Here is a 14,173-nt window from a genome sequence, read left to right on the forward strand (position 1 = left end):
GGCAGGTTCCTTCGGGGGCCTGCCGGGATTTTGGCCGCGAGCCGGCATGCAGACTTGCAACCCTTCGGCCCTCGCGGCCGAATTGCGCGTCCGGGCGGCGGCGGCGAGCGATCCGCGCGAGCGAGAAGAGCTGCTCTTCCTGGCCGAGGAATACGAGCGCCTGTCGGGCGCTTTCGGTGAAGGCGAACGTTTCTTCCTGCCGGACTAGTGTGCCCGTTTCACCGCAGGCGCGACGAAATGGATAAGCGCGGGTTAACCCGGTTTCTTTCTTCCGATATGACGGACGGACGTTCATCGTCACGCCCGAAACTGGTGCGCGAGAGGAGTAGGTCGTTGCAATTGCTCAACAAGATCGCAATCGGTACCGTATCGGCCGTAGCTGCCGCGGGGCTGCTGGTGTCCGCCGCCGCTTATGCGATGATCGTCCAGCCGGTGGTGATCGACCTCACCACCTCGGGCCGTACGATGAGCCAGACGGTTACGGTCGAGAACACGTTCGACCAACCGCTCCCCGTTGAAATGCGCGTCGAGGCGCTGGAGCTGACCGAAGATGGAGTGACACCCACCGGGCAGGACCCGGGCGAACTCGTGGTCTTCCCGCCGCAATCGCTGATCGAACCGGGCCAGCGGCAGAGCTTTCGCGTCCAGTACGTCGGCGATCCGGCGCTGGAGCGCAGCAAGCACTATTTCGTGACCGCCGCGCAGTTGCCCGTCCAGACCACGGACGTGCAGTCGAACGTCCAGCTGCTCTACAATTTCCAGATCCTCGTCAGCGTGTCGCCCGTAGGCGTGACACCCGAGCTGTCGATCGTTTCGGCCGAAATCGGCGCGAATGCCGAAGGCGCGCCAGTACCGGTCGTCACCGTCTCCAATACCTCGGCCGCGCACGGATATCTGTCGCGCGGACGCATTCGTGTTGCGCAATATGGCGCAGACGGCCGCGAGGTTTTCAGCGACGAGATCACCGGACCCGAGATGCAGCAGACCCTCGGCTACGGGCTGATCGGCGGCAAGCAGACCCGGCGGCTGACTCTGCCGCTCGCGCTGCCGCAGGCCGAAGGCCGGATCGAGGCGCGCTTCACGCCCGACAATTGAGACAGCGCAGGCCGCAATGACGAAACGTATCGCGGCTGCACTGCTCGTCGCTGCAAGCCTGCTGCCGGTCGCGGGCCACGCCCAGACCGCGGCGGACGGCGGTGCGCGGGTGGTGATCGACCCTGCGGCTGACGGCGCGCGGGTCAATCCGACCGGCAGGATCACGGTGCTGATCGTTCCGGTGATGGATGGCGAGGCCTACCTCGGCGACGCCACTGTCACGCTGGAGACGAACGGCCAACTCAGCTTCGCCACCACACGTTTGCTCGATCTTCTTGAGCCGCGTCTTGCGCCGGCGCTGGTAGCGCGCCTGCGCACGCGTGCGGCGCAACGCGGCGTGCTCGATCGCGCCGATCTGGAAGCGGTCGGCGTGGGCATCGGCTACGATCCGCAGACGCTCGAACTCGTTCTCGAGATCGCCCCGGCGAGCCGCATCAGCCGCTCGCTGGCGGTTGGCGACGATGGCGTGCGGGGCCCGGTGAGCTACGTCGCACCGGCGGATGTCAGCGCGTATCTCAACGTGCGTGGCTCGATGGACTGGGTCCAGCAGGGCAGCGACCGCGGGCTGGCCGCGCCGATCACCTATCTCGACGGCGCGGCGCGCATCAACGGCATCGTGGCGGAGAGCGAGGCGAACTGGCAGGCGGGCGCGCCGGGCGCGGATTTCCAGCGCCGCGGATCGCGCCTGGTCTACGACGACCGACGCAATCTCATGCGCTGGAGCGGCGGCGACCTGCAGACGCTCGCGCGCGGATTCCAGGCCGCGCCGGAGATCAGCGGCCTGTCGGTTTCGCGTTTCTACTCGCTGCTCGATCCGCAACGGATCGTCCGCCCGCGCGGCAATCGCAGCTTCCAGCTCGACCGCCGCTCGGTGGTGGAAGTGCGCGTGAACGGCCAGCTCGTGCGCCGGGTAGAACTCGATCCCGGCACGTTCGACCTCACCGATTTCCCGTTCGCGCAGGGTGCCAACGACGTGGAACTGACGATCACCGACGATACCGGGCGGAGCGAAACGGTCGATTTCGATATCTTCCTCGATCAGGGGCAACTGGCCGACGGCCTGAGCGAGTTCGGCCTCTACGCAGGCGTGCTCGCACCGCTCGGCAGGCGCGGGCCCGTGTACAGCGACGATCTCGCGTTCAGCGGGTTCTATCGCCGCGGGGTCAGCGACAATCTGACGCTAGGCGTCAACGCGCAGGCCGATCCGGGCGGCTGGATGGGCGGGGTGGAAACCGTGGTCGCCACGCCGATCGGATCGTTCGGCGGGTTCGCCTCGGCCTCGCACGTAAACGGCGTGGGATCGGGCTGGGCGTCGATCCTGACCTTCCAGCGCACCATCGCCCGCGCGGCGAGCGGCGGCAGCGACGTTCTCTCGGCATCGGTCGAGACGCGCAGCCGCAATTTCGCGCCGATCGGCACCTTCTTGCCCTTCAACCCTTACGGCGTGATCGCGGGCGCCAGCTACAATGCGTCGATCACCGAAACCATCTACGCCGGGATCGACGCGCGCTATTCACGCGGGCGCGGCGGAGAGCCAGACGCAGGAATCCTGCGCGCGACGGGCGGCTGGTTGATCTCCCCCCGTCTCAACCTCACCGCGGATGTGGGTTACGAGCGCGTCCGGGGCGAAGGGCGCGTCTCCGCTTTCATATCGCTGGTGTACCGCCTCGACCGCAGCTCAAGCGTGCGGAGCGACTACGACAGCCGGAACAACCGCGCGCGGTTGAGCTACCAGACCTATCGCGGTTCGGGCACCGGGGCCTATAATCTGAGCGCGGACGTGGAGCGCAGCGATCTCGGCATCGGCACCACCGCCAACGGGATCTACTACTCCAACCGCGCCGAACTCGGTTTCGCGCATTTCGGCACGTTCGAGGGCGATCTGGGCGGATCGACCTCGCAGCGCACCTCGCTGCGCTTCGGCATCGCGCTGGCGATGGCCGATGGCGCGGTCACCGTCGGCAGACCGATACAGGACGGGTTCGCGATCGTCGCGCCGCACCGCGCGCTGGAAGGCACCGACGTGCTGATCGATGCCAACGGACGCTACGCCACCGCCAACAGCGGCGCGCTGGGCACCGCGCTGCAGCCCAGCCTGAGCAGCTACAGCGAGCGCAATATCCTGGTGACCGCGCCCGATGCGCCGCTCGGCACCGATCTGGGCGAAGGCTCGTTCCGCCTGCTGCCGCCCTATCGCGCCGGATACCGTCTGACGGTCGGCTCCGACTACATGACGAGCGTGGTTGGCCAGTTGCTCGATGCGGGCGGCCAGCCCATCGCGCTGGTCTCCGGCACCGCCACCGAAGACGCCAATCCGGACCGCGAGCCGATCGCCCTGTTCACCAACGCCGCCGGCCGGTTCGGCGCCTCGGGCCTGGCTCCGGGCCGCTGGACGATCGTCCTGAACGACGCCGACCACACGCGCTTCATATTTTCGATCGCGGAAGACGCGAACCGCGCCGTCGCGCTGGGCAGCCTCGCGCCTGCGGCGGCCGATGACAGTGAGTGATCTGGATAGACCTGGAAAAGCGAAGGTGCGCTTCTGCGCTGATCTGGATAAAAAAATGGTCGGGGAGACAGGATTCGAACCTGCGACATCTTGCTCCCAAAGCAAGCGCGCTACCGGGCTGCGCCACTCCCCGACCTGATTTCGCCTGCGGTATCCGGTGGGCCCGGCAGGACTCGAACCCGCGACCTAGCCGTTATGAGCGGCCAGCTCTAACCAACTGAGCTACAGGCCCTCCGCGATACCGTGCGGCGCGTGGCGACTAGCCCGCGGCGCGGCGGGGCGCAAGCGTCAGCGCACCACCGACTGCACGATCTCCGCAACGGTGGTCGGGCGCACGCCGTGGCGGGCGAGGTAGGCAAAGACCGCGGCGAGCCAGCCGTAGAGCGCGCCGACGTCGCCCTCGCTCTTCACATAGGGCGTGTGCCCGGGAGCGAGCGAGGGGCTGTGGAACGACAGGACGATCAGCGGCAGGCGGTCGTCTATCGCGATGTCGAGCCCGCGCACGGCCTCGTCGATCGTGATCCCCTCGGGCGTCAGCGCGATGCGTTGCAGCAGGCCGAGCTTCGCAAACAGGCCCGACAGCGCCGGCGCGCGCGACAGCAAAGGATGGAGCATACGCCCCTGCTGCCGCAACATGCCCCAGTAGACCGTCGTCACAGGCAGTTCGAGCACCTGCCGCTCGTCGTCCAGCCAGAACGGCGTGAGCGGGCAGGCGCTGTAATCGGGGCCGTGCCCACCGCTGTAATCGAACAGCGCGCGAAACGAAGTGTCGATCGCGACCCCCGCTTCTTGCAGCAGCCCGGGCGTGGCGGGGCCGAAGCCGTACCGCCCCGCGCGATAGATGATCGGTTCGATGCCGAAGCCCTGCGCAATCGCGTCGCGCAGGCGCAGGAGCTTGTCCCGTTCCAGTTCCGGCGGCAGGTTTCCGGCGAACGAATTGCGCGCGTTCACCTCTTCGTCGAACGGCGGATTGACCCACGGGTGGAGTTGGATGCCGATCTCCGCCGCGCCGCGCGCCGCGGCATCGCCGAGGATTTCCTGCGCCAGCGGCGACGTGGCGATCGGCCAGTCGACCAGATAGACCGGCACGATCGCATGATCTTCGCAGAACTGCTGGAAGTTGCGCAGCCGGGGCAGATGGTCGAGCCCGTGCCGGTCGCGGGTGAACGGCGCGTCCCAGTCGAACTCTTCCTCGGTATCGACCGTCAGCAGCACGCGCTGCCCGAAGTCGGGGGCGAAGCGGGCCGGAGGGCCGGGCGGGGACATGCGGTTCAAGCGGCGGCGTTCCTCACGAGCGGGTCGACCGGTCAGCGCGCCTGTGGTCGCCGCCGATCCTCGTCCTGATCCACGGCGCTAGAGTTGCGCCCGGCGGCGGTCAAGAGCGGTAGAACGAGCCGGAGTTCGCCGCGGGTGTGGGAGAGATCGCCCCCGGCCGCGCGCGCTTCCGCCCGCGCGAGCCGCAGCGCGAACCCCGCGCCGAACATCCCCGCGCTCAGCGCGCCCGACGAGGGACGCGGCGCGGCGGCGAACACGTCCTCCTCGTCCGCCAGCGCCGCGGGCACGCCTGCGGTCAGGGTGAGGTGCCCGGCCTCGCGGCGCAGCACGAGCGGGAGGGATTCGCCGGTGCCGACCGCGGTCGCGAGCGTCGCGAGCAGCCGCCAGGCCAGCGCTTCCCCCTCGCGCAGCGCGAGCGGGACGACCGCCGGACCCTTGGGGATGTCGATCTCGAACCCCGACATCCGCGGCGCGAGAACCGGCTCGAGCTGGCCGGCCAGCGCGCGGCACAGCAGTGCGAAATCGCAATCGCCCTCCAGCGGCTCGATCGCACCGGTCTCGAGCCGCGCCAGCCGGTCGAGCTCGTCGAACCCGGCGAGCATGCGCGCGGCATCCCCCGCGATCGCGGCCGCCAGCGCGCGGTATTCGTGCGGCACCGGGCCGAACACCTGCTGCTGGATCACCTCGGCGAAGCCCTGGATCGCGTTCACCGGGGTGCGCAGTTCGTGAAGCAACTGGCGGATGCGGTCGGCCTCTCCCTCCGTGTCGGCAACGGCGGCTGCGGCGCGCACCGGCGGGCGGCGCAGCTTGCCCGCCATGCCGTAGAACCGCCCGCTCGGTACGGTGAAGCGCGGTGCCGCGTCCACCACCCAATGCCCCGCGACCAGCGAAGCCCCGCGCAGCTCGACCGGCATGCGCTCCACCCGCCGCCACTCGCGCAGCGCCTTGCGGAACGCGGCGTCCGCCAGCACGGTGCCGACAACCATCGGGGCCACGTGCGGCTCCGCCCAGTCGATCCGCCCCTCGCCATCAGTGGTGAAAGCGAAGCCCGCCAGCGGCGGCCGCGCGGTGTCGTCCTGTTCGCCGAGCGGCAGGCGCGGCGACGTATCGTTCGGCACGCCCTCGGCGCGCGCACGCTGGAACGCCTCGATCCGCCGGACGAGCGCGCCGATCGCGCTTTCCTCCTCGATCTCCCCGTCGTCGTAATCGTTGGCGGGGACGGTGAGCTCGAGCGGCTCGCGCTCGCGTGCAGGGAATGGGGTGACATCGGGCGATGCCGCAGGGCCGGGATCGGGCAGCCCGCGGTCGTGGATGCCGAGCCGTTCGAGCAATTCCTCCGCGCGTGGCGGCAGGCCGCGGCGCAGGCGGAGGAAGCCGCGCGCGCGGATCGGCAGGCGCGGGATCAGCGCCTCCCAGTCGTCCTCCGACAAGTCCGCGCGGGCGAGGGCGGCGGCGGCGACCTCGGGCTCCTCCTCCGCCAAATGCGCGGCCAGCTCGGGGTTGCCGAAGCGCCAGCCTCCGTCGCGGATCATCGTCGCCCGCTCGCGCGGCGCGATCGCCTCGCCCAGCGCGCCGAGCCGCAGCCAGGCGGACGACAGCAGCTTGCCGTCATGCCCCCCGCGCCGTGCGCCGAGCAAGTCGAGCAACTGCCGGAACTGCGTATGCGCAGCCCGGCCTCCGCTCGCGCGGTGGCGCAGCACTGTGGCGAGGCGGTCGTCGAACTGCATGGATCTCCGCTGGACATAGAGGCCCCGGCGCGTGGCGGGAATGCGCCATCTATCAATATCCCCGGAGCTGCGGCAGGCCGTCGAACACTGCGTTGCAAAGCGGGACAATTGCTGGCAGAGATAATAAAATTAGCCAACTGGCGGCGGTGGGGCCGGTTTAGTTTCAGCATGGCCGTGCGGGCGCATGGCAGTCGTAGGGGCACCCGCGATGGCGAATCTGGATGACATCGACCGGCGTCTGCTGGCCGAACTGCAGGACGAGGGGCGCGTCACCAACGTCGAGCTCGCGCATCGGGTGGGGTTGACCGCACCGCCGTGCCTGCGGCGAGTCCGCTCGCTGGAGGAAGCCGGCGTCATCCGCGGCTATCACGCCGAACTCGACGCCTCCAAGCTCGGCTTCGCGATTACGGTGTTCGCGATGGTCAGCCTCAAGAGCCAGGCCGAGGACGCGCTGCGCGAGTTCGAAACGCACATGCACGACCTGCCCGAAGTGCGCGAGGTCCACATGCTGAATGGCGAGATCGATTTCATCCTCAAGATCGTCAGCCGCGACCTGCAGAGCTTCCAGGAATTCCTGACCAGCAAGCTGACCCCCGCGCCCAACGTCGCCAGCGTGAAGACCTCGCTGACGATCCGCACGAGCAAGCATGAACCCGGTGTGCCGCTGGAGTAGCTCTTCCCGTCAACACCGTAAGATTGGCGACTGAGTTTCGGTATCCTCCCCATTTTCACGCAGTGCAAATGGGGAGGTGGCAGCCGCGACAGCGGCTGACGGAGGGGTTATCCCCCAAGGCAATACCGGATTATCGCATCGGCAGTCCCGTCCGCATCGCGCAGCACCTCGTCCGCTGCGATCCGCATGACCTCGATGCCTCGTTCGCGCAGCCATGCATCGCGCGCTTCGTCGCGGGCAGGGCGGTCACCCATGTCGTGGGAAATGCCATCGATCTCGATCGCGAGCTTCCGGCTTGCGACGTAGAAATCGAGCACATAGTCGCCGATCGCGTGCTGGCGGCGGACCTTGATGCCCTGCGGAGATCCACGCAGCGCCTGCCACAACAGCACTTCTGGCAGCGACATCGACTGGCGCAACCTGCGTGCCAGGCCAACGTTGCGCGGTTGCTTGCTGCGTGGCATTCGCCCCCTCCGTCACCCGCCTGCGGCGGGCGCCACCTCCCCATTTGCGCCTGCGGCGAAAACGGGGAGGATCTTATCCCTCCCGCTCCTTCAGCCATTCCTCGAGCCATTTGATCGAGTAGTCGCCGCTCAGCACGTCGGGTTGCTGGATCAGTTCCTGATGCAGCGGGATCGAAGTCTTGACGCCTTCGACCACCATTTCCTCCAGCGCGCGGCGCAGGCGCATCAGGCAGCGTTCGCGGTTGCGGCCGTAGACGATCAGCTTGGCGATCATGCTGTCGTAGTATGGCGGGATGCGATAGCCGGCGTAGAGCCCGCTATCGACGCGCACGTGCATGCCGCCTGCCGCGTGGTAGTAGTTCACCGTGCCCGGCGAAGGGGCGAAGGTGAACGGGTCTTCCGCATTGATCCGGCATTCGATCGCGTGCCCGGAAAACGTGATCTGGTCTTGCCGGCACGACAGGTCCTTTCCGTCGGCGATACGAATCTGTTCGCGTACCAAGTCGATCCCGGTGATCATCTCGGTCACCGGATGCTCGACTTGCAGGCGCGTGTTCATCTCGATGAAGTAGAACTCGCCGTTTTCCCACAGGAACTCGATCGTACCCGCGCCGCGATAGCCCATCTTGGCCATCGCGTCGGCGCAGATCATTCCCATGCGGTCACGCTCCTCGGGCGTGAGGATGGGGGAGGGGGCTTCTTCGAGCACCTTCTGGTGGCGGCGCTGGAGCGAGCAGTCGCGCTCGCCCAGATGGATCGCCTTGCCGCGCCCGTCGCCAAACACCTGGAATTCGATGTGACGCGGATTGCCGAGATATTTCTCGATATAGACGGTCGCGTCGCCGAACGCGGCCTTCGCCTCGGTCCCGGCCTGCTTCATCAGGCTTTCGAGCTGGTCCTCGGCCTCGCACACCTTCATCCCGCGCCCGCCGCCGCCGCTGGCGGCCTTGATGATGACGGGGTAGCCGATCTCCGCCGCGATGCGCCGCGCCTCGTCGTAATCGGACACGGCGCCGTCGCTGCCGGGCACCAGCGGCAGGCCGAGTGCGCCCGCGGTTCGCTTGGCCTCCACCTTGTCGCCCATCGTGCGAATGTGCTCGGGCTTGGGGCCGATCCAGGCGAGGTCGTGCGCTTCGACGATCTCGGCGAACTTGGCGTTCTCCGACAAGAACCCGTAGCCGGGATGGACCGCGTCGGCATGCGCGATCTCGGCGGCCGAGATGATCGCCGCGACGTTCAGGTAGCTGTCGGCGGCGGGCGGCGGGCCGATGCACACCGCATGGTCGGCCAGCCGCACGTGCATCGCATCGGCGTCGGCGGTCGAATGGACGGCGACCGTCTCGATCCCCATCTCGTGCGCGGCACGATGGATGCGCAGCGCGATCTCGCCGCGGTTGGCGATCAATATGCGTGAAATGCCCATGTTGCGAATCAGCCGATCACGACCAGCGGCTGGTCGAATTCGACCGGCTGGGCGTTGTCGACGAGGATCGCCTTGACCGTGCCCGCCTTGTCGGCCGCGATCGGGTTCATCACCTTCATCGCTTCCACGATCAGCAGGGTGTCCCCCTCTTTCACGCTGTCGCCGACTTTCACGAAATTGGGCGCCTCCGGCTCGGGCGCGAGGTAGCAGGTGCCGACCATCGGGGACTTGAGCGCGCCGGCGTGGTCGTCGGCGGCAGGCGCGGCGGGTGCATCCCCCGGGGCGGCGCCCGGCGCCGATGCTGCGGCAAGAGGAGGCGGGGGAGCATAGGCCGGGGCCGCAGCGACGCCGCCCCCGCGCGAAACGCGCACCTTGCGCTCGCCGTCTTCCACCTCGATTTCCGTCAGCCCGGTTTCGGCAAGCAGTTCGGCGAGCTCGCGCACCAGCTTCGTGTCGACGTCCATGCCGGATTTACGCCCGGCGCTGCCTTTGGTTTCGGCCATAAACAACCCTTGTTCGCTGTAAGCGGACGCCTATGCGCGGACGGGCGCGGGCTGGCAAGGGCGCAGGTTACAATTCCGCTACGGCTTCCAGCGCGACGATGTACGAGCGCGCGCCGAGACCCTGCACGGTCTTCGCCGCCGTCATCCCGACGTAGGAAAGGTGGCGGAATTCCTCGCGCGTGGAGGGATCGGACAAGTGAACCTCGATCACCGGCGTGCGGATCGCGCGGATCGCATCGAGCAGCGCGATCGAGGTGTGGGTATAGGCCCCCGCGTTCAGCAGCACGGCCTTCGCGCCTTCCGCCTGCGCCTCGTGCAGCCAGTCGACCAGCATCCCCTCGTGATTGGTCTGGCGCATGTCGATCTCGTAGCCGAGCCCGCGCGCGCAATCCTCCAGCATGGCCGCGATGTCGTCGAGCGTGTCCGAGCCATAGATGTCCGGCTCGCGCAGACCCAGCAGGTTGAGGTTGGGGCCGTTGAGGACGTAGATGGTGTTTGTGATCGGAACGCTCATGCCGCGCAGATAGCGCGGAGCCCGATCACCGCTCAACCCCCTTCGCCTTGCCCCATTGGCGGGCCGCGGTGTAGCCGAGGTAGCCGGTGCCGAAGAGCGCGTAGAGTTCTTCCGGCAGCGCGCGCAGATAGGCGGTGATGCCCGCACTGATCCCCTGGGCGATGCCTGGCGAGAACGCCGAGATCACGCCCATCGGCAGCGCGAATAGCACCAGCGCATACATCACGTAGAGGAAGCTGGGGCGCGCTCGGCTGGTCCAGGGATCGCGCGAAGTGGCTTCGGCGACGATGGCGGAGAGCCGCGCCTCGATCTGCTTCAGGTCCTGCGTGCCTTGCAGCGCGAGAAGTTCGAGCTTGGCCTTCGCCCGCGCCTCTTTGTCGGGGATGACCTTGTCGATGATCGAGGCGATCGGGCCGATCAGCGATTCGATGAGGGGCATTGGCGCACTCCGCTGGCTGCGAGTCGCCAATTTAGATAACCATACTGGTTCGTGTAGGAAACCAGTTTTTACCGATCAGCCATCCAACCCCGCATCCGCCAGCAGCGATCGCGCCAACACGAGGTGCGGCCGGTCGAGCATCGCGCCGTCCAGCCCCACGGTGCCCGCGCCGGGATGGGCATCGAACGTCGCGATCACCTTGCGCGCGTGCGCGATCTCTTGCTCGCCGGGCGTGAAGGCGTCGTTGATCACCTCGACCTGCGCCGGATGAATCGCCAGCATCCCGCGAAAGCCCTGGCTGCGCACCATCGCCGCGCGTTCGCGCAAGCCGTCCAGATCGCGGAAATCAGCCTGGATCGTCTCGATCGGCGCGACACCCGCCGCGACCGCGCCGAGCAGGCATAAGCTGCGCGCCAGTTCGTAGGTCGGCATGTAACCGCCGCCCGGCGCGAACTGAACCCGTGCGCCCAGTGCCGACGACAGGTCTTCCGCTCCCCAGCTCATCGCCACCAGCCTGGGCGAACCCGCATAGTCGCCGGTGTGGAACATCGCCTTCGCGGTTTCGGTCACCAGCGCGGCGACCCGCGTCGAGCCCGGCGCGATGCCGTGCTTCGCCTCCAGCGCGGAGAGCATTTCGTCGAGGGTCTCGACATCGCCACGCCCCTCCGCCTTGGGCAGGAAGACCCCGCCGGGCGCCGAGGGCATCACCGCCTCGAGATCACGCGCCGCCTCGTCCCCCGACAGCGGATTGATCCGCACCCACAGTCGCTCGCGGTCGCCGCGCGCGGCCAGGAACTCGCGCACCAGCTCGCGCGCGGCGGGCTTGGCTTCGGGCGCGACCGAATCCTCGAGGTCGAGCAGCACCACGTCGGCCGCGCCGTCCGCCGCCTTGGCCATCTTCTTCTCGCTGTCCCCGGGGGCGAACAGCCACGAGCGCATCCGCTGCATCGATCGTCTCCTTGTTCGTCAGCGCGTAGCACGGCGCGCGTCACAGGCAACCGCACGCACGATTGCGCGGATTTTTCAACTCGCCGCAGCCCTGAAACCGGTTCGCGGCGACCGGCGCTCGGCTTGCGGCGGGGCGCGCAGAATATTCAACCGCGCGACAGGAAATGCGGCATAGTCGGCCCCTTGAATTCAGGGTCGAATTTCAACGGAGGGTCGCGTGTCGCGTTTCAGGTTCCACAGTACGGGTTCGGGTGGGGGCAGGCTGTCGGAGCACACGCTCGATCCTTCCGCGCGCCGGGCAATCTTCGGCCGCATCCAGCCGATGGACGAGAAGCCCGGTTGGCTGCAGCGCTTCATGCGCCGCCGCGAACGCTGAACCTCTAGCCGCGCGCGACGTAGCCGTAGCGGCGGTTGGACGGCGCAGCGCCGCCTGCCAGATAGTCGCGGCGGATCGCCGCTACCCGGTCGCCGGCCACGCTGTCCGCCTCCGCCGCGGTGATCCCGTAGAGGCGCGCATTGTTGCCGCCGAAGATCGCGTTCTTCACTGCTCCGTCGGCCGGGCCGAGTTCGGCGAAGCCGTACTTGGTGCGCATGTCCTCGGGGATTTCGAGCCGCCGCAGCCCCTCGATCTGCCATTGCGGGGAGCCGGTCCACACCGCATCGGTGCCCCAGCACACGTGATCGGCGCCGAGCCCGGCGACGAGCTGCCCCATGATCGCCGCGCATAGCCGGGGCTGCGCGATCAGCGTTTGCGCGAAGATCTGGCCGAGATCGGCATAGACGTTGTCGACCCCATGCTTCGCGGGGATTTCGGCGAGGTCGGTCACCCAGTCGATGCGCCCCGTGCGCTCGAACTCCTCGAGCGCCCAGGCCGGATCGTCGAGCCGATAGGCCGCGTGGTAGATCACGAAATTGAGCTGCGGCCAGTCCTTCGCCGCCTGCGCCACGTCGTCGACCCGGGCATAGGGGGCGAGGCGCGGGAAGCGATCGTCGAGCTGCCGGCCCCACAGGCCCTTGTGCACGCAGATGTTGCGAATGCCCGCCGCCGCCGCCTTCTCGTAGCCGCGGTAGGTATCCTCGCTGTCCATCCGCCATGGGTGCCGGGCGAGATCCTTGTGGGTGTTGTCGCCGACCGTGTAGCCCTTGAGCGAATCCGGCTTCAGCTCCAGCGCGGCGTCGAGATCGTCGAGCCAGCCTGGTGCGCCCGGAGTGATGATCGCATGGGTCATCATCCGCTTGCCGCCGGCCTCTGCATTCACCCGCGTCCGCGCTTCGGCCATCTGGCGGTTGGTCAGGAACCAGTCGTCGGGAATTTCGGACGGAGCGGAAGATATCAGCGCGATCTTGGTGTCGGAATCGAGATAGACTTCCTTGAAGTAATTGGCGAATTTCAGATCGTCGATGGTCTGCTCGCCCGCTTCGCTCAATTGCGGGTTCCACCCTTGCGCGGCGACCGATTCGCGCATCGCCACGAAGTGGGTCAGCTTCGTATCGTCGCGCAGGAAATGGGTGTGCATGTCCATGATGAACTGGCCCGACAAGGCGCGGGCGCGCTCGTCGGCGGCCTCGGGCGTCGCGGCTTCGGCGGCGCTGGCGGCGAACAGGTTGCCGAACGTGCCGTTGAGCGCGGTGAACGCCGCCGCCATCCCGGCCGATGTCTGAAAGAACCGCCGGCGGCTCAGCCCCAGCCGCGGCGCGATTTCGTCGGCCAGCGCGTAGAGCCGCTGCTCGGCCTCGCGCTGCTGGGCGGTCTGCCGCACGGGAAGGTATTCCTCGCTCGCCACCATCCGCACCGGCAGCGGCGTGCGCGGCTCGCTCTCCTCCGCCGGATCCAGGCCCTCACGGTCGCTGTCGGTGAAAAACCGCATCGCTCGCTCCTTCATCCTCGCCCGAAGGCAGGATGACAGGTGATGACAGGTATGGCGAACGACGCAAGGGGAGGGCGGAGCTGTCGCCGAAGCGGGTGCCGCCGATGCTGCTGAAACCACTGGTCGGGACGAGAGGATTCGAACCTCCGACCCCCACACCCCCAGTGTGATGCGCTACCAGGCTGCGCTACGTCCCGATCCAGTGGAGGGCGGCCCTATAGGGGGCAGTCGGGCGGCTGGCAAGCGCCGATCGGGCGGGGCGGGGCAGGTGCGCGATTCGTTGCCCTGCCCTTGCAATGCTGCTAGGCGCGCCCACCTGATCGCCGGGGAGGCCAAGGTCCGCTTGCGGGCGTGCGCAATCCCGCCGACTTCCTGGTCTCAAGCTCGATAGGCGCTTTACCCATGCTCGATTTCCTTGCCGCGGCGGCCAGCGCAGACGCGCCGCCCGCGTGGATCCAGTGGCTCCCGATCGTCGGGATGATCGCGATTTTCTGGTTCCTGATCATCCGCCCGCAGATGCGCCAGCAGAAGCAGCATCGCGAGAAGATCGCCGGCATCAAGAAGGGCGACCAGGTCGTCACCGCCGGCGGCATCGTCGGCAAGGTGATCAAGGTCGACGACAGCTATGCCGAGATCGAGATCGCGCAGGGCGTGCGCGTGAAGGCGGTTAAGAGCACGATCGGCGACATCGTTCCGCCCGGCGGCAAAGCCGCGAACGACTGAGCGGAGAGAAAC

Annotated in this window: 15 protein-coding genes and 3 tRNA genes; 6 read left to right on the plus strand and 12 right to left on the minus strand. The window is 67.8% G+C overall.

Annotation, left to right across the window (positions count from 1 at the left end; genetic code table 11):
* Positions 1-46: 46 nt before the first annotated feature.
* The 3 genes from ACE3QC_RS00840 to ACE3QC_RS00850 all read left to right on the plus strand — a co-directional run bounded on the left by ACE3QC_RS00840 (position 47) and on the right by ACE3QC_RS00850 (position 3,604).
* Positions 47-208: a hypothetical protein gene (locus ACE3QC_RS00840; protein ID WP_374405192.1), complete on the plus strand. Its 162-nt coding sequence runs from the start codon at positions 47-49 to the stop codon at positions 206-208.
* Positions 209-333: 125 nt separating this feature from the next.
* Positions 334-1,095 (plus strand): molecular chaperone, encoded by a 762-nt coding sequence (locus ACE3QC_RS00845; protein WP_374405193.1) that lies wholly within the window; start codon positions 334-336, stop codon positions 1,093-1,095.
* Between the two features lie 16 nt (positions 1,096-1,111).
* The gene (locus ACE3QC_RS00850; protein ID WP_374405194.1) at positions 1,112-3,604 is read left to right on the plus strand and encodes a fimbrial biogenesis outer membrane usher protein; all 2,493 of its coding nucleotides are present in this window, start codon (positions 1,112-1,114) and stop codon (positions 3,602-3,604) included.
* Positions 3,605-3,660: 56 nt separating this feature from the next.
* Here ACE3QC_RS00850 and ACE3QC_RS00855 read toward each other — a convergent pair.
* From ACE3QC_RS00855 to ACE3QC_RS00870, 4 genes are all read right to left on the minus strand, one after another.
* Positions 3,661-3,737 (minus strand) — tRNA-Pro (locus ACE3QC_RS00855).
* Positions 3,738-3,762: 25 nt separating this feature from the next.
* A tRNA-Ile gene (locus ACE3QC_RS00860) sits at positions 3,763-3,836 on the minus strand.
* A gap of 56 nt (positions 3,837-3,892) precedes the next feature.
* Positions 3,893-4,870 carry a polysaccharide deacetylase family protein gene (locus tag ACE3QC_RS00865; protein ID WP_374406598.1) on the minus strand — a complete coding sequence of 326 codons (978 nt, stop codon included), beginning with the start codon at positions 4,868-4,870 and terminating at the stop codon, positions 3,893-3,895.
* Positions 4,871-4,911: 41 nt separating this feature from the next.
* Positions 4,912-6,606 (minus strand): histidine kinase dimerization/phospho-acceptor domain-containing protein, encoded by a 1,695-nt coding sequence (locus ACE3QC_RS00870; RefSeq protein ID WP_374405195.1) that lies wholly within the window; start codon positions 6,604-6,606, stop codon positions 4,912-4,914.
* Positions 6,607-6,814: 208 nt separating this feature from the next.
* Between ACE3QC_RS00870 and ACE3QC_RS00875 the strand changes: the two genes are divergently transcribed.
* Positions 6,815-7,279: an Lrp/AsnC family transcriptional regulator gene (locus ACE3QC_RS00875; RefSeq protein WP_374405197.1), complete on the plus strand. Its 465-nt coding sequence runs from the start codon at positions 6,815-6,817 to the stop codon at positions 7,277-7,279.
* A gap of 107 nt (positions 7,280-7,386) precedes the next feature.
* Here the strand turns inward: ACE3QC_RS00875 and ACE3QC_RS00880 are convergent, their stop codons facing one another.
* The 6 genes from ACE3QC_RS00880 to ACE3QC_RS00905 all read right to left on the minus strand — a co-directional run bounded on the left by ACE3QC_RS00880 (position 7,387) and on the right by ACE3QC_RS00905 (position 11,570).
* Positions 7,387-7,743, minus strand: coding sequence for an endonuclease domain-containing protein (locus ACE3QC_RS00880; protein WP_374405198.1), 357 nt, complete (start codon positions 7,741-7,743; stop codon positions 7,387-7,389).
* A 73-nt stretch (positions 7,744-7,816) separates the two neighbouring features.
* On the minus strand, positions 7,817-9,166 hold the full coding sequence (gene accC, locus ACE3QC_RS00885; protein ID WP_374405199.1) for an acetyl-CoA carboxylase biotin carboxylase subunit: 1,350 nt from the start codon (positions 9,164-9,166) through the stop codon (positions 7,817-7,819).
* Between the two features lie 8 nt (positions 9,167-9,174).
* Positions 9,175-9,669, minus strand: coding sequence for an acetyl-CoA carboxylase biotin carboxyl carrier protein (gene accB / locus ACE3QC_RS00890; protein WP_374405200.1), 495 nt, complete (start codon positions 9,667-9,669; stop codon positions 9,175-9,177).
* A gap of 67 nt (positions 9,670-9,736) precedes the next feature.
* The gene (locus tag ACE3QC_RS00895; RefSeq protein WP_374406599.1) at positions 9,737-10,171 is read right to left on the minus strand and encodes a type II 3-dehydroquinate dehydratase; all 435 of its coding nucleotides are present in this window, start codon (positions 10,169-10,171) and stop codon (positions 9,737-9,739) included.
* Between the two features lie 37 nt (positions 10,172-10,208).
* On the minus strand, positions 10,209-10,622 hold the full coding sequence (locus ACE3QC_RS00900) for a holin family protein (RefSeq protein WP_374405202.1): 414 nt from the start codon (positions 10,620-10,622) through the stop codon (positions 10,209-10,211).
* A gap of 75 nt (positions 10,623-10,697) precedes the next feature.
* Positions 10,698-11,570, minus strand: coding sequence for a CoA ester lyase (locus ACE3QC_RS00905; RefSeq protein ID WP_374405203.1), 873 nt, complete (start codon positions 11,568-11,570; stop codon positions 10,698-10,700).
* A 217-nt stretch (positions 11,571-11,787) separates the two neighbouring features.
* Between ACE3QC_RS00905 and ACE3QC_RS00910 the strand changes: the two genes are divergently transcribed.
* Complete coding sequence (locus ACE3QC_RS00910; protein ID WP_374405204.1) at positions 11,788-11,946, plus strand: hypothetical protein; 159 nt, start codon at positions 11,788-11,790, stop codon at positions 11,944-11,946.
* A 4-nt stretch (positions 11,947-11,950) separates the two neighbouring features.
* On the opposite strand, the gene ACE3QC_RS00915 is transcribed toward ACE3QC_RS00910, so the two are convergent.
* Both ACE3QC_RS00915 and ACE3QC_RS00920 read right to left on the minus strand, forming a co-directional pair.
* Complete coding sequence (locus ACE3QC_RS00915; RefSeq protein WP_374405205.1) at positions 11,951-13,438, minus strand: amidohydrolase family protein; 1,488 nt, start codon at positions 13,436-13,438, stop codon at positions 11,951-11,953.
* Positions 13,439-13,558: 120 nt separating this feature from the next.
* Positions 13,559-13,635: transfer RNA gene (locus ACE3QC_RS00920), tRNA-Pro, on the minus strand.
* Between the two features lie 205 nt (positions 13,636-13,840).
* Here ACE3QC_RS00920 and yajC point away from each other — a divergent pair.
* Positions 13,841-14,161: a preprotein translocase subunit YajC gene (yajC, locus tag ACE3QC_RS00925; RefSeq protein ID WP_374405206.1), complete on the plus strand. Its 321-nt coding sequence runs from the start codon at positions 13,841-13,843 to the stop codon at positions 14,159-14,161.
* Positions 14,162-14,173 lie beyond the last annotated feature (12 nt).

It is taken from the genome of Pelagerythrobacter sp. (assembly GCF_041912895.1).
Classification (GTDB): Bacteria; Pseudomonadota; Alphaproteobacteria; order Sphingomonadales; family Sphingomonadaceae; genus Pelagerythrobacter.

Coding starts and splice junctions, on each gene's coding strand:
- ACE3QC_RS00840 (WP_374405192.1), top strand. CDS start 47: ATGCAGACTTGCAACCCTTCGGCCCTCGCGGCCGAATTGCGCGTCCGG.
- ACE3QC_RS00850 (WP_374405194.1), top strand. CDS start 1,112: ATGACGAAACGTATCGCGGCTGCACTGCTCGTCGCTGCAAGCCTGCTG.
- ACE3QC_RS00865 (WP_374406598.1), bottom strand. CDS start 4,870: ATGTCCCCGCCCGGCCCTCCGGCCCGCTTCGCCCCCGACTTCGGGCAG.
- ACE3QC_RS00870 (WP_374405195.1), bottom strand. CDS start 6,606: ATGCAGTTCGACGACCGCCTCGCCACAGTGCTGCGCCACCGCGCGAGC.
- ACE3QC_RS00875 (WP_374405197.1), top strand. CDS start 6,815: ATGGCGAATCTGGATGACATCGACCGGCGTCTGCTGGCCGAACTGCAG.
- ACE3QC_RS00880 (WP_374405198.1), bottom strand. CDS start 7,743: ATGCCACGCAGCAAGCAACCGCGCAACGTTGGCCTGGCACGCAGGTTG.
- accC (WP_374405199.1), bottom strand. CDS start 9,166: ATGGGCATTTCACGCATATTGATCGCCAACCGCGGCGAGATCGCGCTG.
- accB (WP_374405200.1), bottom strand. CDS start 9,669: ATGGCCGAAACCAAAGGCAGCGCCGGGCGTAAATCCGGCATGGACGTC.
- ACE3QC_RS00900 (WP_374405202.1), bottom strand. CDS start 10,622: ATGCCCCTCATCGAATCGCTGATCGGCCCGATCGCCTCGATCATCGAC.
- ACE3QC_RS00905 (WP_374405203.1), bottom strand. CDS start 11,570: ATGCAGCGGATGCGCTCGTGGCTGTTCGCCCCCGGGGACAGCGAGAAG.
- ACE3QC_RS00915 (WP_374405205.1), bottom strand. CDS start 13,438: ATGCGGTTTTTCACCGACAGCGACCGTGAGGGCCTGGATCCGGCGGAG.
- yajC (WP_374405206.1), top strand. CDS start 13,841: ATGCTCGATTTCCTTGCCGCGGCGGCCAGCGCAGACGCGCCGCCCGCG.